General features: G+C 40.4%; 17 protein-coding genes. 6 read left to right on the forward strand and 11 right to left on the reverse strand.

What is annotated here, in order from left to right:
- Window positions 1-18: 18 nt before the first annotated feature.
- Window positions 19-2,493: a translocation and assembly module lipoprotein TamL gene (gene tamL / locus BLS32_RS14795; RefSeq protein WP_307725623.1), complete on the reverse strand. Its 2,475-nt coding sequence runs from the start codon at window positions 2,491-2,493 to the stop codon at window positions 19-21.
- A 122-nt stretch (window positions 2,494-2,615) separates the two neighbouring features.
- Here tamL and BLS32_RS14800 point away from each other — a divergent pair, with 122 nt between their 5' ends.
- Window positions 2,616-3,344, forward strand: coding sequence for an RNA methyltransferase (locus tag BLS32_RS14800; protein WP_091397556.1), 729 nt, complete (start codon window positions 2,616-2,618; stop codon window positions 3,342-3,344).
- On the opposite strand, the gene porT is transcribed toward BLS32_RS14800, so the two are convergent.
- Window positions 3,341-4,045 carry a type IX secretion/gliding motility protein PorT/SprT gene (gene porT / locus BLS32_RS14805; RefSeq protein ID WP_091397559.1) on the reverse strand — a complete coding sequence of 235 codons (705 nt, stop codon included), beginning with the start codon at window positions 4,043-4,045 and terminating at the stop codon, window positions 3,341-3,343. The two genes, BLS32_RS14800 and porT, sit on opposite strands and share 4 nt — an antisense overlap.
- A gap of 1 nt (window position 4,046) precedes the next feature.
- A complete protein-coding gene (gene ubiE / locus BLS32_RS14810; RefSeq protein WP_091397561.1) occupies window positions 4,047-4,778 on the reverse strand; it encodes a bifunctional demethylmenaquinone methyltransferase/2-methoxy-6-polyprenyl-1,4-benzoquinol methylase UbiE in 732 nt (243 codons plus the stop codon).
- Between the two features lie 230 nt (window positions 4,779-5,008).
- Here ubiE and BLS32_RS14815 point away from each other — a divergent pair, with 230 nt between their 5' ends.
- The gene (locus BLS32_RS14815) at window positions 5,009-5,320 is read left to right on the forward strand and encodes a hypothetical protein (protein WP_091397563.1); all 312 of its coding nucleotides are present in this window, start codon (window positions 5,009-5,011) and stop codon (window positions 5,318-5,320) included.
- A gap of 66 nt (window positions 5,321-5,386) precedes the next feature.
- Here BLS32_RS14815 and BLS32_RS14820 read toward each other — a convergent pair whose 3' ends face one another.
- Together BLS32_RS14820 and BLS32_RS14825 are read right to left on the reverse strand one after the other, a co-directional pair.
- The gene (locus tag BLS32_RS14820) at window positions 5,387-5,872 is read right to left on the reverse strand and encodes a dihydrofolate reductase (protein WP_091397565.1); all 486 of its coding nucleotides are present in this window, start codon (window positions 5,870-5,872) and stop codon (window positions 5,387-5,389) included.
- 5 nt (window positions 5,873-5,877) lie between these two features.
- Window positions 5,878-6,213 carry a 2TM domain-containing protein gene (locus tag BLS32_RS14825; RefSeq protein WP_091397568.1) on the reverse strand — a complete coding sequence of 112 codons (336 nt, stop codon included), beginning with the start codon at window positions 6,211-6,213 and terminating at the stop codon, window positions 5,878-5,880.
- A 241-nt stretch (window positions 6,214-6,454) separates the two neighbouring features.
- Between BLS32_RS14825 and BLS32_RS14830 the strand changes: the two genes are divergently transcribed.
- A complete protein-coding gene (locus tag BLS32_RS14830) occupies window positions 6,455-6,751 on the forward strand; it encodes an isoamylase early set domain-containing protein (protein WP_091397571.1) in 297 nt (98 codons plus the stop codon).
- A 37-nt stretch (window positions 6,752-6,788) separates the two neighbouring features.
- Here BLS32_RS14830 and BLS32_RS14835 read toward each other — a convergent pair whose 3' ends face one another.
- The 6 genes from BLS32_RS14835 to BLS32_RS14860 form a co-directional block, all read right to left on the reverse strand.
- Window positions 6,789-7,748 (reverse strand): energy transducer TonB, encoded by a 960-nt coding sequence (locus BLS32_RS14835; RefSeq protein WP_091397573.1) that lies wholly within the window; start codon window positions 7,746-7,748, stop codon window positions 6,789-6,791.
- Window positions 7,745-8,569: a thymidylate synthase gene (locus BLS32_RS14840; protein WP_091397576.1), complete on the reverse strand. Its 825-nt coding sequence runs from the start codon at window positions 8,567-8,569 to the stop codon at window positions 7,745-7,747. Before BLS32_RS14840 ends, BLS32_RS14835 begins: the two co-directional genes overlap by 4 nt.
- Window positions 8,566-9,087, reverse strand: a complete 522-nt coding sequence (locus BLS32_RS14845; RefSeq protein WP_139171786.1) for a hypothetical protein — start codon at window positions 9,085-9,087, stop codon at window positions 8,566-8,568. Before BLS32_RS14845 ends, BLS32_RS14840 begins: the two co-directional genes overlap by 4 nt.
- Before the next feature lie 79 nt (window positions 9,088-9,166).
- Window positions 9,167-9,793: a bifunctional nuclease family protein gene (locus tag BLS32_RS14850; protein ID WP_091397581.1), complete on the reverse strand. Its 627-nt coding sequence runs from the start codon at window positions 9,791-9,793 to the stop codon at window positions 9,167-9,169.
- Between the two features lie 121 nt (window positions 9,794-9,914).
- Window positions 9,915-10,883, reverse strand: coding sequence for an electron transfer flavoprotein subunit alpha/FixB family protein (locus BLS32_RS14855; RefSeq protein WP_091397585.1), 969 nt, complete (start codon window positions 10,881-10,883; stop codon window positions 9,915-9,917).
- A gap of 216 nt (window positions 10,884-11,099) precedes the next feature.
- Complete coding sequence (locus tag BLS32_RS14860; RefSeq protein ID WP_091397586.1) at window positions 11,100-11,846, reverse strand: electron transfer flavoprotein subunit beta/FixA family protein; 747 nt, start codon at window positions 11,844-11,846, stop codon at window positions 11,100-11,102.
- Window positions 11,847-12,784: 938 nt separating this feature from the next.
- On the opposite strand from BLS32_RS14860, the gene BLS32_RS14865 reads away from it, so the two are divergent.
- The 3 genes from BLS32_RS14865 to BLS32_RS14875 all read left to right on the forward strand — a co-directional run bounded on the left by BLS32_RS14865 (window position 12,785) and on the right by BLS32_RS14875 (window position 17,185).
- Window positions 12,785-13,762 carry a pyruvate dehydrogenase complex E1 component subunit beta gene (locus tag BLS32_RS14865; protein ID WP_091397589.1) on the forward strand — a complete coding sequence of 326 codons (978 nt, stop codon included), beginning with the start codon at window positions 12,785-12,787 and terminating at the stop codon, window positions 13,760-13,762.
- A gap of 140 nt (window positions 13,763-13,902) precedes the next feature.
- Window positions 13,903-16,386: a DUF5686 and carboxypeptidase-like regulatory domain-containing protein gene (locus BLS32_RS14870; RefSeq protein WP_091397593.1), complete on the forward strand. Its 2,484-nt coding sequence runs from the start codon at window positions 13,903-13,905 to the stop codon at window positions 16,384-16,386.
- Window positions 16,387-16,654: 268 nt separating this feature from the next.
- Window positions 16,655-17,185: an inorganic diphosphatase gene (locus BLS32_RS14875; protein ID WP_091397595.1), complete on the forward strand. Its 531-nt coding sequence runs from the start codon at window positions 16,655-16,657 to the stop codon at window positions 17,183-17,185.
- The last annotated feature ends 49 nt before the right edge of the window (window positions 17,186-17,234 follow it).

A 17,234-nucleotide genomic window follows, 5' to 3' on the forward strand; every position in this document is an offset into this window, starting at 1 on the left:
AAATAATAATTTCTAATTTTAGAAAGGATAATTTATTCCAATATTTAGTACCGAGTTCGCAAAATTGTAATCGCGGAACCATTTTTTTCCGCTTTCATCGGCTGGATTGTAGGTTTTAAAACCAAGGTCGAGCCTGACGACAAAAAAGTTAAAATCATATCTGAAGCCAAATCCGGTGCCGAGCGCAGTATCTTCGAGCGATTTTATGCCGCTGAAAACCGCCTTGTCGTCTTCGATATTATCGAGTACATTCCAGATGTTTCCGGCATCGGCAAACAAAGCGCCATTGAACTGTCCGAAGAAATTAAACCTGAATTCGGTGCTTACGGCAATTTTTAAGTTCGCCTCATTAAAGTCATTGATCGACGCTACGCTTCCCGGCCCGAGCGAATAAGCCTGCCAAGCACGATTGTCATTCGATCCGCCCGCAAAATAGCTTCGTGAAAACGGAATGCTGTTCGAATTTCCATACGGAACGGCAAGTCCAAGAAAGCTCCTGAATGCGAGAATTTTCTTACGGTTTAAATCCCAATGTTTGATGTATTCGATTTCGCCTTTTAAATATTGAGAATACTCGACTTCGAAAATCGTATTGTTTCCGTTTTGGTTTTTAAGCTGTTTGGACGCTGCGGCAATCAGCGATAGAAAATTTCCTGCCGACTCGATTTTGGTCTTAAAAGCATAAAAGCCTTCATCTTTAATGTCAAATTTCGTTGTTTTCGAAAACGTAAAACTCGAAGCAAAAATCAGGTTATTTTCTGACAATCTTTCGCGTCTTTCGCTGATGCTGCTGATCGTTTTCCGGTCTTCTTCGCTGGCAGCAATTGCAGGGTTTCCACTTAGGACATCGGTAATAAAAGCATTCGTTCCCTGGTCGATTATCAGGTTTCCATTTTCAAAATAGGCGGGATTGGCGTTGTAGATATGCGCCAGGTTGTTAAGTCTTTTGTACGAAGAATTGTATACTTTGAAGTAATTGCCCACGTTGATGTTCTTCACATATTGGATGTTAAAAAGGTCGAAACGGGCATTGTTGTTCCGTTTCGGATTCCAGTTGTAGGTCATTGCTCCTGTAAAATTTTCTTTGTCAAGTCCGATGTTTTGCTGCTTGGCAAAACCCAGACTGATCGTTGTTGACGGAATCATGCTTTTTGGGATGATCCGCTCGGTATTGAAAAACATGAAAATTCGTGGGAAATTCAGCTTCATGTCGAGTCCGTATTCCGACACGTTAAAGAAATTATCGTCAGGATTTGCCAGATCTTTAGAGGAACCGATGTTTCCGCGGGCCGCGATTTCAAACGTTTCGGCACCGTTGAAAATATTGCGTATTGACAGCGAAGTACTTCCGCCAATCCCGAAATCCTGGATGTTCGAATGTGTAAAATCGAGTGAATACCCAAAACTGTATTTTTTTCTCGGCGTCAGGAAAATATTGGCGATCAGCGAATTGCCGAGCGTATCCTTTTTGTTGACTTCGTATTGGATCGTCGGATAATTGAAAATTTTCAGGTTGCTTAGGTAACGTGTCGTTAAAGTTGTCCTGAAATCGGCAAATAAATTTCCCTTATTAATAAAAACCGCATCTGTAATGGCTTTCGGGCGGTATTTTAATTTGCTCGTACTCAATAAATTGAAATTGTTGTATACTGTTTTGATCGTGTCGTTTGCAGTAGATTTGGAATTGTTAACGCCATAATCGGTATAAATGTTGACTTCGCTGATTTTGTAGATTTTAAACGGCTCCGTTTTGGTCGAATCGCCTTCGCGGTATGAAAAATCATTGATCTTCAAATCTACATTCGCCTTGTAATTGGTGTTTAGTGTATCGATGTCATACGTGATGAAATTCTGCTGGAAATTATATACACCATTGTTTCGAAACTGCGTAGTGATGCGGGTTCGTTCATCATTAAAATCAATTGTTTTGTATTGTTTTCCAGTTTTGATCAGCGAATTTTCCTTCCGCAGATTGTACATGGAATCGAGCACCGGCGTTTTGATACTGACTTTTACCGTATCGATAAAATATGGGTTTCCGGTCGTGACATAATACCGGATTTTTCCTTTCTTAGCAGCAACCGAATCGGTTTCATAACGCGTGGTCGTTTTAAAATAACCGTTGTTAAAATACCACGACCTTAAGCGGGTCGAAGATTTATCGGTGCTTTTTTTGTCAATGATTACAGGCGGTTCACCAGTATCGCGAAGAAAATCGTGGATTCCTGCATAATAAAAAGATTCGCCCAAACGGTTTACCTGCTTGGCAGAAAGCCACTTGGATTTTCGGCGGTATTTCTCAGGATCGTTCGCAAATTTCGCCTTGTAAACCGAATCGTGATCGAGCTTTGCCAGGTTGTACAAATTCAGCCGCAGCTTGTAACCCAGGATCGAACTGTTGGGTTTTTGGTAAAGCAAATTTGAAATATTTTCCGATTTTTCTTTTTGGTCATTCACAAAAATCTCGGTGTCCGTCAGGAGTTTTTTGCCCATCGGCACTCTTTTCACCGCATCGCAAGCCGATATCATGATCCCTGTTAGAATAAATAGTGATATTTTTGTAACGGTGTTTCTCAAGTGATGTGAAATATTTGAATCAAAAGTACATTATTTCTATGGTTAGTAAAAACCAAATAAAGCTAATAACGGGTTTGCAGCAAAAAAAATATCGGCATGCCAATGAAATGTTTTTTGCAGAAGGTGTAAAAGTCATCGGCGAACTCCTGGCTTCCGATTTTGAGCTCGATCATTTGTATGAAACTGAGAATTTATTTCCAGAAGTTCCGGGTTCGAAAAAGACGACCATCAGCGAAAGCGATCTAAAAAAAATCAGTGCTTTATCGACAGCGAATAATTGTCTGGCCGTTTTCAAAATTCCAACGCAAAAAAAATTAGTTGAAAAAGGATTGATTTTAGCATTGGATGACATTCGCGATCCGGGAAATCTCGGGACGATTTTGCGTTTGTGCGATTGGTTCGGAATTGAGCAGCTTGTTTGTTCGCATGAAACTGTCGATTTATACAATCCGAAAGTCGTGCAGGCAACAATGGGTTCGATTTCACGTGTTGGAGTTCATTATACCGATTTGGAAAATTTCATGAAACACACCAAACTTCCGGTTTTCGGGACTTTTATGGATGGAAAGAATATTTATAAGGAGAAACTTCCGGATGCAGGAATCATTGTCATGGGAAATGAAGCCAACGGAATTTCTGAAAAAATAGAAAAAACCGCAACCGAAAGATTGTCGATTCCGCGTTTTGGAAATTTAAAGCAAACCGAAAGCCTCAATGTAGCCACCGCCACTGCGATTATCCTGAGCGAATTCAGGCGCGATTCTTAGTGAAAAGTAAAGTTGATTAAAATCGCGCGCGTGCTCATCGATTTAATGTTTCCGGTCCACGGGCTGTTCGGGTCATTGTCGGGAATCAGTTCATTGCCCATTCCGAAAACGCCGCGGATCGAAGGGGAGAATTTAAAATATTCGAGGTACAGGTCAATCCCAAAACCTACTTCATAATTTTTCGTCCATTGTTTTACCCTGAAGCGTTGCTGGGCATTGTCGTCCAAAGATTTAGAATTGCTCGCTAAATTTAACGTTGTAGAAAGTCCGCCCACAAGGTAAGGCCGAACATTCCCGGTACGCAAAGCTGAAAATTTAAGCAATAATGGAAAATGGATGTATGTTGCTCCCACTTCCCGTTTCCTGTCGACCGGTTTTTCAAGATCCGGATAATTCAGATTTCGCTGCGTATAATAAAGCCCGGGTTCAAAACGCAGGTTGATGTATTCCTGAAGGCGTAAGTCCCCGACAAGCCCAACGTTAAATCCGGTTGTTTTATCCACAAGGATATCGGTTCCCATGTTCTTATAATCAAATTTATAATCGTAAGAATTGAATCCCAGGAAATAACCCCAGTAAACCCGCTGTTTGTCGAAGTTTTCGTGGTTGATGATCGGATCTTTACTAAACAATCCCTTAATGCCCTGGGCATTCGATTGAAAAGCGGAAACGAGTATAAAAAAGGCAAATATTTTTTTCATATTATTTTTTCGAAGCAGAATAGATGGTGGCAACGCCAAATGTTTGTGGCATTGCCACAACGTTTATAAACCCAATTTTCCTTAAAATATTGTTCAGGGCTTCGCCAAAAGGAAAAACGGCTGCAGATTCGGATAGGTAGCCATAAGCTTCATTGTCTTTTGAAAAAAGCTTGCCAATGAGCGGAAGGATGTATTTTGAGTAAAAATTGTATCCTTGTTTATAAGGGAATTTTGTTGGGTTTGAAGTTTCGAGAATTACAAATAGGCCGCCCGGTTTCAGGACACGCAAAATTTCGGCAAGGCCTTTTTCAAGGGTTTCAAAATTCCGAACCCCGAACGCTACGGTGATGGCATCAAAAGTATGGTCTTCAAATGGCATGTTTTCGGAATCGCCCAAAACAAGGTCGATCCGGGAAGCGAGTTGTTTTTCGAGCACTTTTTTGCGGCCCACTTCGAGCATTCCTGCCGAAATGTCCAACCCGATGATTTGCTCCGCATTTGTTTGTGCCATCAGAATGGCCAGATCTCCGGTTCCGGTGGCAATGTCTAAGATTTTCTTCGGATTCTGGGCGGCTACAAGTGCTAAGACTTTTTTTCGCCATTTGACATCAATGCCAAAAGAAATGACCCGGTTTAGTCCGTCATAATTTCCGGAAATGTTGTCAAACATTTGAGCGACCTGTTCTTTTTTGCCCAGGGCTGACGTTTTATACGGAGTGATGTTCTTTGACATTTTTTATTTTCGACAAATATAATACAAACTTGACAATCTTAAAAAGGCTGGATGATATTTCATCTGCGGTTGTATTCAGTAAGATAGGTGTTTTTTAAACTTTTCAGCATCCCTAAATTTAGGGATGTGCTCCCTGAATCCGGCTAGGAAAAAATATACCATAATATAGGTATTGTGGCGTTGGCGCTTATTTTGGAAATTTACAAAGCAAGAATAAAAAATAAAAAGTCATGTTGTCAAGAGTTGTAGCGACCGAAGTGAAATGGATTTTTTTGGTATTAATAGTTTCAATAATTATTGCAGGCAGTATTAATAGCATCATCTCTTCAGCCGGAATGGGTGCAGATCGCAATCAAACCTTCCTTGGGTTAACATTTTTCTCAGAAGTTGTTGTTTTTTTCATTTTTAACACCTTTGTGGTATTTGGTGTTAAAGGATTTTTTCAGATGTACTCACAAAAAACAGCAAATTTAATTATCTTCATTACCGGTGTCTTGCTTACGATTGCCATTTTTATATTGGCATATCAAATACTGTTTTAAGCGGTTCGCTGCTTGATTAATCTGACTTTTAAAATTACATCCGCCCTGAACAAGCGGATGTTTTTTTTATGTTGTTTTCAGGAAAGTCTCATACGTAAAATCAAACTGGTGTTTTTCATCTTTTGGATGGTATGTATCGGTTGCTAATTTCCATTCCATAGAATTAATTTCAGGAAAGAAGGCATCGGCTTCAAAACTGGCGTGAACGCGGGTAAGTTCTATTTTATCTGCGAAAGGCATGGCGAGCTTGTAAATTTCCCCACCGCCAATCACAAACGCATCTTCATTTTTAGGAACCAAAGCAATGGCAGATCCGATACTGTCGGCAACCAAACAACCTGCAGGATGATACCCTTTTTGGCGCGTAATCACAACATGTGTCCGGTTTGGCAGTGGCTTTGGAAAACTTTCAAATGTTTTGCGCCCCATGATAATGTAATGCCCGGTAGTTAATTGTTTGAACCTTTTGAAATCATCCGGCAAATGCCATACGAGCTGGTTGTCTTTGCCAAGCGCATTATTTTCGGCTGCTGCCGCAATCATTACAATCATGGAATTTATTTTTGGATAGAGCCGTTGTCGATTTTGGATTCGAGTTGGGTAATTTTTTTTTGCTGTTTGGCCACCAATTTGTCAATTTGTTCTTTCTCCCAGTTTTTGTTCATAAACCTGTCGGTAATGAATATTTTGATAAAATGCAGGATGAAGATGAAAAGCCAGATCGAAATAAGCCATTTGTACCATTGCAGCGGATCGCCGATTTTCATAAAATGATTGCCGATGAACGCAAAGAGGCTGCCAAGCAAAAATAACACAAAATGATAATACAAATACTTTTTTTGCCTGATGCGCTTTCTCGCATAATCAAACTGCTCATATTGTTCAGGTTGCATAATTTGTCGGATTTAAGATACTAAAGATAATATTTATTTTGAAAAATGGTATTTATGGCATGCGGATAATTTAGTACGCCAACGTTTTCCGGTTTTAAATCTGAAATATATTGAACTTAAAAATAAGAAATTATGCATAAATAAGGAAGCTTAGTGAAATTTTAGCAATTCTGCGACAGCTTCATCAATTCTTCATCTGAATTTATTTTCTTTGTCCCATAATTCTAAAAATGAAATAGTTATGTCTGTTAAGAAACAAATTATAAAAACGAAACCAGTTGTCAAAGTAACTTTTACTACTGAGGCAAAAGATGCGAATGTTGTGGCTGTTGTTGGTGATTTCAACAATTGGGATCCAAAAGCAGGTGAGTTGAGCAAGCTGAAAAACGGGACATTCAAAGGGACTTTCGATATCGCTAAAGATGCTTCTTACGAATTCAAATATGTAATTGATGGAACTTTCGTAAATGAACCGGAATCTGATTCATTCGTTTGGAATAGTTTTGCCGGAGCAGATAACGGTGTTTTAGCACTGTAATTAGAGTAAAAAATCCGCTTTCGAGCGGATTTTTTATTTAACGGTCTGCCTGGATGTTAATTGGCAGTGTATATCTGACCTTAATTTTTATGCCCCGTAAAACACCAGCATTCCAGTTTGGGCATTCAGACATTACCCGAAAGGCTTCCTTATCCACGTCTTTATGTAAGCTTTTGACGATTTTAATATCGTCGATGCTGCCGTCCGGCTCAATATAAAAAGCAATAAAAACTTTGCCTTTTAGATTATCGATCTCTGGAACTCTGAAATTTCGCCCTACGTATTGGTAAAATCCATCGATTCCTCCAGGGAATTCAGGCCTAATTTCTATTTGGCGATAAATATGCGGCACTAAATTTTCATCTGAACTTATTCCAACAGACAATTTACCATTGTTATATTTTTCTACATAATTGAATTTAAATCTGTTGTCAGTACCATACCACATGCCGTTTTTTAAACCGTCAGCAATCACACCTTCATCGCAGCCTTTTTCTGTTACAAGATCAAAATAACCATTTCCACCGGTAATCATTTGATAGTTTTGCTGATTCCAAAATTGATTGATTTTTAAACTGCCTGTTGAACGATCGTCATTTTCAGATTTAAGATATTCACCTTCTATTTGTTTGTTGCCATTTTCATACCACGAGAAATACAATCCAAGCGGAACTGATTTTTCATATTTGATTATTTCTTTTTTATTTCCATTTTCATAATAATAATGGAATTCGCCATTTTCGTGTAAATAGCGATTGTCAGTTGAATACCCAACGGCATATAGTTTGCCGGATTTATAGTAATCCGTCATTTTATAAGTTAGTTGATTTTTATAAAAATCACTAATGACCCGATAATATTTCTGATTGATCTGATTCGTTTCGTTAAATGTGGAATCCAGATAAATGATTCTTTCTGTTGTGCTTTGTGCAAAAGCCGCAGTGTAAGATGATAGCAGAGCAAAAAGCAAAAAATAATTTCTCGTTACAGAAATCATACTGCGACAGCTCCCTTAATATGCGGATGCGGCTCATAACCTTCCAACGTAAAATCGTCAAAAGTAAAATCCAGAATATTTTTAACTTCCGGATTCAAGATCATTTTCGGCAATGGTTTCGGATCGCGTGACAGTTGCAATTCCAATTGTTCGAAATGATTATTGTAAATGTGTGCATCGCCAAAAGTATGGATGAAATCACCTACTTTTAAACCGCAAACCTGCGCGATCATCATCGTCAGCAAGGCATAAGAAGCAATGTTGAAAGGAACGCCTAAGAAAATATCAGCACTCCGTTGGTACAATTGGCATGACAATTTCCCATCGGCGACATAAAACTGAAAAAACGCATGACACGGCGGAAGCGCTACTTTTCCATTGGCTACATTTTCAGCAAATGATTTAGAAGTATCTGGTAAAACCGAAGGATTCCAAGCCGAAACAAGCATTCTCCTGCTATTTGGATTCGTTTTTAAAGTTTCAATGATTTCTGTGATCTGATCGATTTCTTCGCTGTTCCAGTTGCGCCACTGGTGGCCATAAACCGGCCCAAGCTCCCCATTTTCATCAGCCCAGTCGTCCCAGATTTTTACGCCATTTTCTTTTAGGTAAGCAATATTGGTTTCGCCTTTCAAAAACCACAACAGTTCGTAAATGATTGATTTTAGGTGTAATTTTTTCGTCGTCACCATCGGAAACCCTTCGCTGAGGTCAAAACGCATCTGGTAACCGAAAACGCTTTTTGTTCCTGTTCCGGTGCGGTCGCCTTTTTGGGTTCCGGTTTCTAAAACGTGCTTTACGAGGTCTAAGTATTGTTTCATGGTTTTAGTTCTTCAATTTTGATGTGAAATTTGCCAACGAGCGTCGATTTTACTTTTACAGGAATTGGTATTGGCAGCGTTAAAAAAGTATACAACTCTTGGTTTAGGTCTTTATTAGCCGAAAAAACAAAAAAATTAAAATTCCCGCCATAATTACTGTCTAAAATGTAGCTGGTATTTAAAGATAAAGGGCCAAATTCATAACCAAAATCAACGTTTTCTTTTTCAAGTTTGGCATCAGCCGGATTTTCCTGTTGATCGAAACCAATCACAGCAGGGATAAACAAGTATTTTTTAAATCCCCAACAATCGCATAAACTGCTCAGGCTTATTTTGTATTTTTTATCAGTTTCTAATCGGATATTGTAAACTTTATAATAAGAATAAAGGTGGTTTTTTGTGTCTGAAACAAACACAGAATCACCGCTGTTTAATTCGTCAGCATAATCTTTTTCCAATTCCAGTTGCCTTGCTGTTGAAGTCTGATTATCATTTTTTATATATTTGCCTTGCAGCATTTTGTATGCTTCAGCAGGTTTTATTTTTGGCGAACAATTCGTTAATGTTACTGTTAAAACGAGCAACCAAACAAAACAGCTAAGATTCCCGTTTCGAAATCTCATCCCTGATTTTCGCCGCTTTCTCATAATCTTCGTCATTCACAGCGCCTTCTAAAAGTTCATGCAATTCAGACAAACTGTGTTTCGAATACGTTTCTCCGGCCTGATTGCTTTCTTCCATGCCAAAAGTTTCCGGATTTGAAAGCACGTCGTCCATGTCCTGGGATTCTTTTTCGCCATCGTTTGGATTCGCTTTCAGGAAAATCCCGGCTTTGTCTAATATGTTTTTATAAGTGAAAATCGGGGCGGCAAATCGCAATGCCAAAGCGATTGCATCTGAAGTCCGCGCATCAATGATCTCCTCAATTTTATTGCGTTCGCAGATAATGCTCGAATAAAAAACACCGTCAACGAGTTTGTGAATGATCACCTGTTTGACCACAATGTCAAAACGGTCGGCGAAATTTTTAAACAAATCGTGTGTCAGCGGACGCGGTGGCTTGATCTCTTTTTCCAAAGCAATCGCAATCGATTGTGCTTCGAAAGCGCCAATGACGATCGGAAGTTTGCGCTCGCCGTCGACCTCATTCAAAATTAAGGCATACGCACCGTTTTGCGTCTGGCTGTATGAAATTCCTTTTATCGTTAATTTTACTAAACTCATAGCTGCAAAAGTACAAAGTATCCTTGACTTCGTACCAACAAATTTAATTAATACCTACAAAAAAGGCTATCTGAAATCATGAAAATCCAGATAGCCTTTTCAAGGCACAATTTATAAAATATTATGAATTCTGTGCTTTAAATTCTTTTAATTTTTGAGTCAGTTTAGGAACAATCTCAAAAGCATCGCCTACGATTCCGTAATCGGCTACTTTAAAGAATGGCGCATCCGCGTCGGCATTGATCACGACTTTCACTTTTGAAGAGTTGATTCCCGCGATGTGCTGGATCGCACCCGAGATTCCGATGGCAATGTAAAGATTCGCCGCAACCGGTTTTCCTGTTTGTCCAACGTGCTCAGTGTGTGGCCTCCAACCCAAATCAGAAACCGGTTTCGAACACGCGGTCGCCGCGCCCAAAACGCCAGCCAATTCTTCAAGCATGCCCCAGTTTTCCGGGCCTTTTAATCCGCGTCCGCCAGAAACTACGATTTCCGCATCTGCTATCGTTACTTTTCCGGAAGCTTTTTCAACAGATTGTACTTTTACGCCAAAATCATTCTCGCCAATTGCCGGAGAAAAATCTTCTTCAGCTAAAGACGACCCATTTTCGAAAACACCATAAGAATTTTTCGCCAATCCCAATACTTTCACGTCAGTCGCGATTTCAGTAATGTTAAATGCTTTGTTCGAGAACGCATTTCTTTTCACCTGGAAAGGCGAAGTGCTGAGCGGCAATCCCACGACATTTGAAGCGTAGCCTGCATTCAAAGCTACGGCAACTAGCGGAGCCAAATACAAGCTATCCGTAGTCGACGACAATAAAACCAACTTCACATTTTCTTTTTCAGCTGCCTGACGAATCACATCGGCGTATGCTTTTGCAGTAAACCCGGCGAGTTTTTCGCTGTTTACTTTCAACACTTTGTCCACACCGTATTTAGACAAATCTGAAACATTTCCGGCGTTAACTGTCACTGCTGTTACCGTTGTTCCCAAGGTTTCTGCTACTTTTTTGGCATAAGAAGCCAGCTCGAAAGCCACTTTCTTGAATTTTCCTTCTGCCGATTCTGCATATATTAATATAGACATGATTTTTTTGTTTAATCGTTTTTTATTTAATCGTTTAATCGTTTTTTTTGGCGTTTCCCTGCGGGCCGGGCTTTTCGCTGCAATCTTTTATTTTTCTTTCGCTGCGCTACATAAAATAAAAGGATTTACGCTGCAATCCCTTACGCGGTCTGTCGAATAACGAATGTCTAATGGTTGAATGATTTTTCGTTCGTCATTCGTCGTTTTTCATTCGGCCTAAATGACTTTCGCCTCGTTGTGCAACGCATTTACCAAACCGTCAATGTCATCTGCAGAGAACAATTTTACTGCTGATTTTGGTGCTGGTTTTTCAAATTTAACTGCTTTGGTATTGCTTTCTGCCGAAACCGGTTCAAGGATTGTCAACGCTTTTGTACGCGCGGTCATAATGCCTCGCATATTCGGGATGCGCAGGTCTTTTTCTTCAACAAGGCCTTTTTGTCCACCAATAATCAATGGCAATGAAGTCGCAACAATTTCTTTTCCGCCGTCGATTTCACGCGCAACGGTTGCATTGGTGCCATCCACCTTCAATTCGATGCAGGAATTTACAAAGTTGTAACCTAATAATCCGGCAAGCATGCCCGGAACCATTCCGCCGTTGTAATCCAAAGATTCTCTTCCGGCGATCACCAAATCATACCCGCCGTTTTTAACGACTTCTGCGAGTTGTTTGGCTACGAAAAAACCGTCGGTTGGTGCAGCATTTACGCGAATCGCTTCGTTTGCTCCGATCGCCAAAGCTTTTCTTAATGTTGGCTCCGTATCAGCGCCGCCAACATTGACCACAGTAACATTTGCGCCTTGCTGCTCCTGGAACCAGATCGCTCTCGTCAAACCGAATTCATCGTTCGGATTGATCACGAACTGTACGCCATTCGTGTCAAATTCAGAGTCGCCGTTGCTAAAATTAATTTTTGAAGTAGTATCAGGCACATGGCTGATGCAGACTAATATTTTCATTTTTTAGGATTTAAATTGTGTAATTGCGGGACGAAATTAAGGAATTATTTTTAAAAAAGTAGTATGCATGCATAATATTTATATCGATTTCGTAACTTTTATCTTCTTCTTCTTCTTCTTCTTCTTCTTCTTCTTTTGTCTTGAAATAAATCGGGTTTGCGAGATTAGGCGAAAACTACTAAAATATTATAACGTTAAGTTGAGATGGATAAAAAATCTAACTCCCGATAGATTTACAGTCTTTCGCTGCCGCGAGGCCTTCTTTTGTCTGGCAACAAAAGAAGCAAAAATGCCCGCGCTAATTGCTCGGCGACCTGCTAAGTTTTCGATGTCGAAATCAAAAAGACTCGCTTCGCTCAGACAGCTTTTGATTTTATGTTATCTTTAAACAGCAGGTGCCCGCCTGCGCAATCAAAGCGCTGCTTCACGATGAAAAATTTGTAATGATTGAGCGAATATCACTTGCCTTGGAAGGTGAAAATACGCCAATAAACTGACAACATTCTTAGGAGGATTTTTGGCGCTTCTTCAGACCCGAGCCCAAAGGGCGAATTGTACAGAGCGTAGCGGAGTAAAAGCCAAAAATAAAATAACATTTTTCTTTTTTGCCATTAGACTGTGGCAGGCGGGCACCTGCATTTCAAAGATTCCGTTAAATCAAAAGCTGTTTGAGCGAAGCGAGTTCTTTTGATTTAGGAATCAAGAAATAGTAGGTCGCCGAACAGTCTAAGGCTTGAATTTTTGTTTCTTTTGTTTCAAGACAAAAGAAAACTAGCCCGGATAGCAATGGAAATCCTTTTGTGGCGGAGGAACGAAGCCGGAAAAGATTGAAATGTATAGCCGGAAACAGCTCCTAATAATTTACACCAATTTTATGCTTTTAGTTGTTTAAAATATTTATTTTTGCTGTTCAAATTTTGGACATACAATTAAAAGATATGAGAACGATACAATTTAGGGAAGCGATCGCCGAGGCCATGAGTGAAGAAATGCGCCGCGACGAATCGGTTTATTTAATGGGTGAAGAAGTCGCAGAATACAACGGGGCGTATAAAGCTTCGAAGGGAATGCTCGACGAATTTGGCCCGAAAAGAGTCATTGATACACCGATCGCAGAACTTGGTTTTGCCGGAATTGCAGTAGGTTCAGCGATGAACGGCTGTCGCCCGATTGTAGAATACATGACTTTCAACTTCTCATTGGTTGGTATCGACCAGATCATCAATAATGCTGCGAAAATGCGCCAGATGTCGGCGGGACAATTTCCAATGCCGATGGTTTTTCGCGGCCCGACTGCTTCGGCAGGACAATTGGGAGCAACGCACTCTCAGGCGTTCGAGAACTGGTTTGCAAATACTCCGGGATTGAAAGTCGTTGTTCCATCAACAGTTTATGATGCGAAAGGCTTGTTGAAAGCGGCCATCCGTGACAACGATCCTGTGATTTTCATGGAATCGGAGCAAATGTATGGCGACAAAGGCGAAGTGCCTGAAGGAGAATACACGATTCCGCTTGGCGTTGCCGATATTAAAAGAGAAGGAACGGATGTAACGATCGTTTCTTTCGGAAAAATCATCAAAGAAGCGTTTATCGCTGCGGATGAATTGCAAAAAGAAGGCATTTCTTGTGAGATCATTGATTTGAGAACCGTTCGTCCAATGGATTATGACGCGATCTTGAAATCAGTTAAAAAAACAAACAGACTTGTAGTTTTAGAAGAAGCGTGGCCGTTTGCAAGCGTTGCTTCAGAAATCACCTATATCGTTCAGGAAAGAGCGTTTGATTATTTAGACGCGCCAATCCAGAGAATCACGACTGCCGATACTCCGGCTCCGTATTCTCCGACACTGCTTAAAGAATGGCTTCCAAATTCTGGGGACGTTGTAAAAGCGGTTAAAAAAGTAATGTACAAATAGTCAAACGTCAAACTTCGGATGTCAAAGGAAAGGATAACGACAATTTTGTCAGACTTTAGACGTTTGACATTTGACATTCGACGATTTTAAACTTATATTTGAAACTTCATCAGTCCATTTGATGAAGTTTTTTTTTTGATATGAAAAAAATATTATTCCCCCTTGTTTTTTTGTTGGGATTCATCATTCCGGCTTTGGCGCAAACCAAAGTCAGCGGGATTGTTGTAGACAACAGCGGCCAGCCGGTTCCGTATGCAAATGTGGTTTTTAAAGGTTCCAGCGAAGGCATTGTGACCAATGAAGACGGGCGTTTTTATATTGAATCGCAAAAAACATACACCGCGCTTGTCGTTTCATTTATGGGTTTTGATACGAAAGAAGTGCCGCTGACGAAAGCTGTGAATTACGATTTTAAGATCCAATTGAGCGATGGTGAAAAATTAAAAGAAGTCGTCGTTTATTCTGGAAAAACATCTAAAAAGAACAATCCGGCGCTTGATATTTTACGGAAAATCTGGGAACACAAACGCAAAAACGGACTTCACATGTTCAAGCAGTACCAGATGGAAAAATATGAAAAGGTAGAATTTGACATGAATTCGATCGATAGTGCTTTTATGAAACGCAAGATTTTTAAAGGCATGGAATTTATTTTCGACCAGATCGATACTTCAAAAGTTACGGGGAAAACCTATCTGCCAATTTTCATCAACGAAGCGCTTTCCAACGTTTATGGCGATAATGTAAGGAACAAAGTCAAAGAAGTGCTCAAGGCAAATAAAAATTCGGGCTTCAGCAACAACCAGCAAATCATTGCTTTTATCAAAGATTTGTATGCCGAATATGACATTTACAACAATTACCTGACGTTTTTCGACAAGGGTTTTACAAGCCCGCTGTCGCGTACCGGAATCGACGTGTACAATTATGTATTGAGCGACAGTGCTTTCATTGACAACAAATGGTGCTACAATATTGTGTTTTATCCGAGAAGGAAAAACGAACTCACTTTCAAAGGCGATTTTTGGGTCAATGACACGACCTGGGCAATCAAGAATATCAATATGGCCGTGACCAAAAGCGCCAACATCAACTGGGTTAAAGACATTTATATCGAACAGGAATTTGAAGTGTTGAATGATTCGGTTTTCCTGTTGACAAAAGATTATATGATGTCGGATTTCGCTTTGAATAAGAAAGAAAAATCCAAAGGCGTTTACGGAAAACGAACCACATTCTACCGAAACCATGAATTCAATAAAGAAAAACCAGAAGATTTTTATAAAGCCGATGTCAATTATATTGATGAAGCAGCCTATAAAAAATCGGATGATTATTGGGCACAGAACCGTTTTGAGAAATTAAGTAAGGACGAACTCGGCGTTTACAAAATGCTCGACACACTCAAAACCGTCAAGAAATTCCAGCGAATCTACAATTTGGTTTCAATTCTCGGCAGCGGATATATAGAATTTCCCGACTGGAATTTTGATTACGGTCCAATATTTTCGACTGTCGGATACAACGAAGTTGAAGGTTTCAGGCTTCGCGCAGGCGGAAGAACGTATTTCGGTCCCAATGATTCCTGGCGTTTGCAGGGTTACACGGCTTATGGTTTCGATGACAATAAATTCAAATATGGCCTATCCGGAAAATGGATGATCGACAAAAAAAGCCGCATCATTTTATCGGGCGGAAACCGGCGCGACATTGAGCAAATCGGCGCCAGCTTAACGACTACAAATGATGTGCTCGGTCGAAGCTTCGCATCTTCCTCGCTGTTTTCAAGCGGAAGCAACGGCAAACTCACTAATATTAATTTATCGACTTTCGGATTTGAGATCGAACCGGTAAAAAACCTCGTCGTTGGCACGCAATTCTCGTATCGCACGCTCGAATCGGCATCGCCAACATTCAGCCTTGATTACATCGATGCGACGGGAACAGTAAAAAGCGATGTGAAACAATTCGAAGCCGCAGTCCAGCTCGATTACACGCCAAACAGGAAAACGATCGGTTACGGCGTAGAAAGAGACGTGGTCGACAATCCGTACACAAGGATTTTCGTCAATTATGCGGCCGGTTACAAAGGCATCGCCGACAGTGATTTTGATTACCAAAGATTGCAATTGTATTTCAAACAACCGGTTTTGATCGGGCCAATCGGGAGGTCGAATTTCATCGTCGAACTCGGGAAAACCTTCGGAACCGTGCCGCTCGGACTAATGAGCATCGTTCCAGGAAACCAGACTTATTTCACGATCGAAAACACGTTTAGCAACCTGAATTTCTACGAATTTGTAGCCGATGAATATGCGACTTTTCAATGGGAACACAATTTCCATGGGAAGATATTTGCACGGATTCCGCTGCTCAGAAAACTAAACTGGCGCGAAATCATTGGCGTTCGCGGCGTTTACGGAACGGTTTCAAATGCCAACAAAGCCATTAACAAGTCAGGATTGGAGTATCGTGCACCCGAAGATGTTTATTGGGAATACAGCGCCGGAATCGGGAATATCTTTAAGGTATTCCGCATCGATTTCTCTTGGCGCGGCAATTACATCAACGTTCCCGACGCACAGAAATTTGCGGTAAAAGGGTCGTTTGGGTTTTATTTTTAAGGAGCTATTTCCGGCTATACGCTGCAATCTTTTTATTCCCGCTGGTCATTAAAAAAGGATTTCCGCTGCTATCCGGGCTAAAAGTACCAGCCATGGAAACTAAACTTTCAGACTCGTATGTTATCGCATCATTGCCTCCGAAAACGTAATAGGGCGGTCGTTTATTAAATTTCTATAAATCATCTGAATTTAAACCCTGATTTTTGTTGGAAAAACCTTGTGTTTGCTTACTTTTGCAGTCGCAAAATTTTAGAAAAATCATACAAAAATGACCGCAGCAAAATTAAAAGCTTTTGACGTATTGATCGAAATACCAAAAGGGAGCAGAAATAAATATGAATACGATTTCGAATTGAAGAAAATCCGTTACGACAGGATGTTGTTCTCTTCGATGATGTACCCGGCAGATTACGGGTTTATCCCGGAAACACTGGCATTGGACGGCGATCCGCTTGATGTTTTGGTTTTGGTGACCGAGCCTACTTTTCCAGGTTGTGTGATGCAGGTAAAACCAATCGGCGTGTTTCACATGGCAGACGACAAAGGCCCGGACGAAAAAGTACTATGTGTTCCGGTTTCAGACCCGATCTGGAATAAATTAAATGATTTGTCAGATATGAATCCTCACCTTTTGAAAGAAATCGAACATTTCTTCCAGGTTTATAAAGATTTGGAGAACAAACAAGTGGACGTAGAAGGTTGGGGCGATGTAAACGAAGCCTACGCAATTTTGCAGGAATGTATCGACCGTTTCGACCAGATCGAAAATAAGCCCGAAGGCCTGTTCAGCATCAGATAGCCTAAATAATTGAAGATTAATAAAAAAAGCAGTATTCTAACCGGAATAT

The sequence above is a fragment of the Flavobacterium noncentrifugens genome, assembly GCF_900100375.1.
Classification (GTDB): domain Bacteria; phylum Bacteroidota; class Bacteroidia; order Flavobacteriales; family Flavobacteriaceae; genus Flavobacterium; species Flavobacterium noncentrifugens.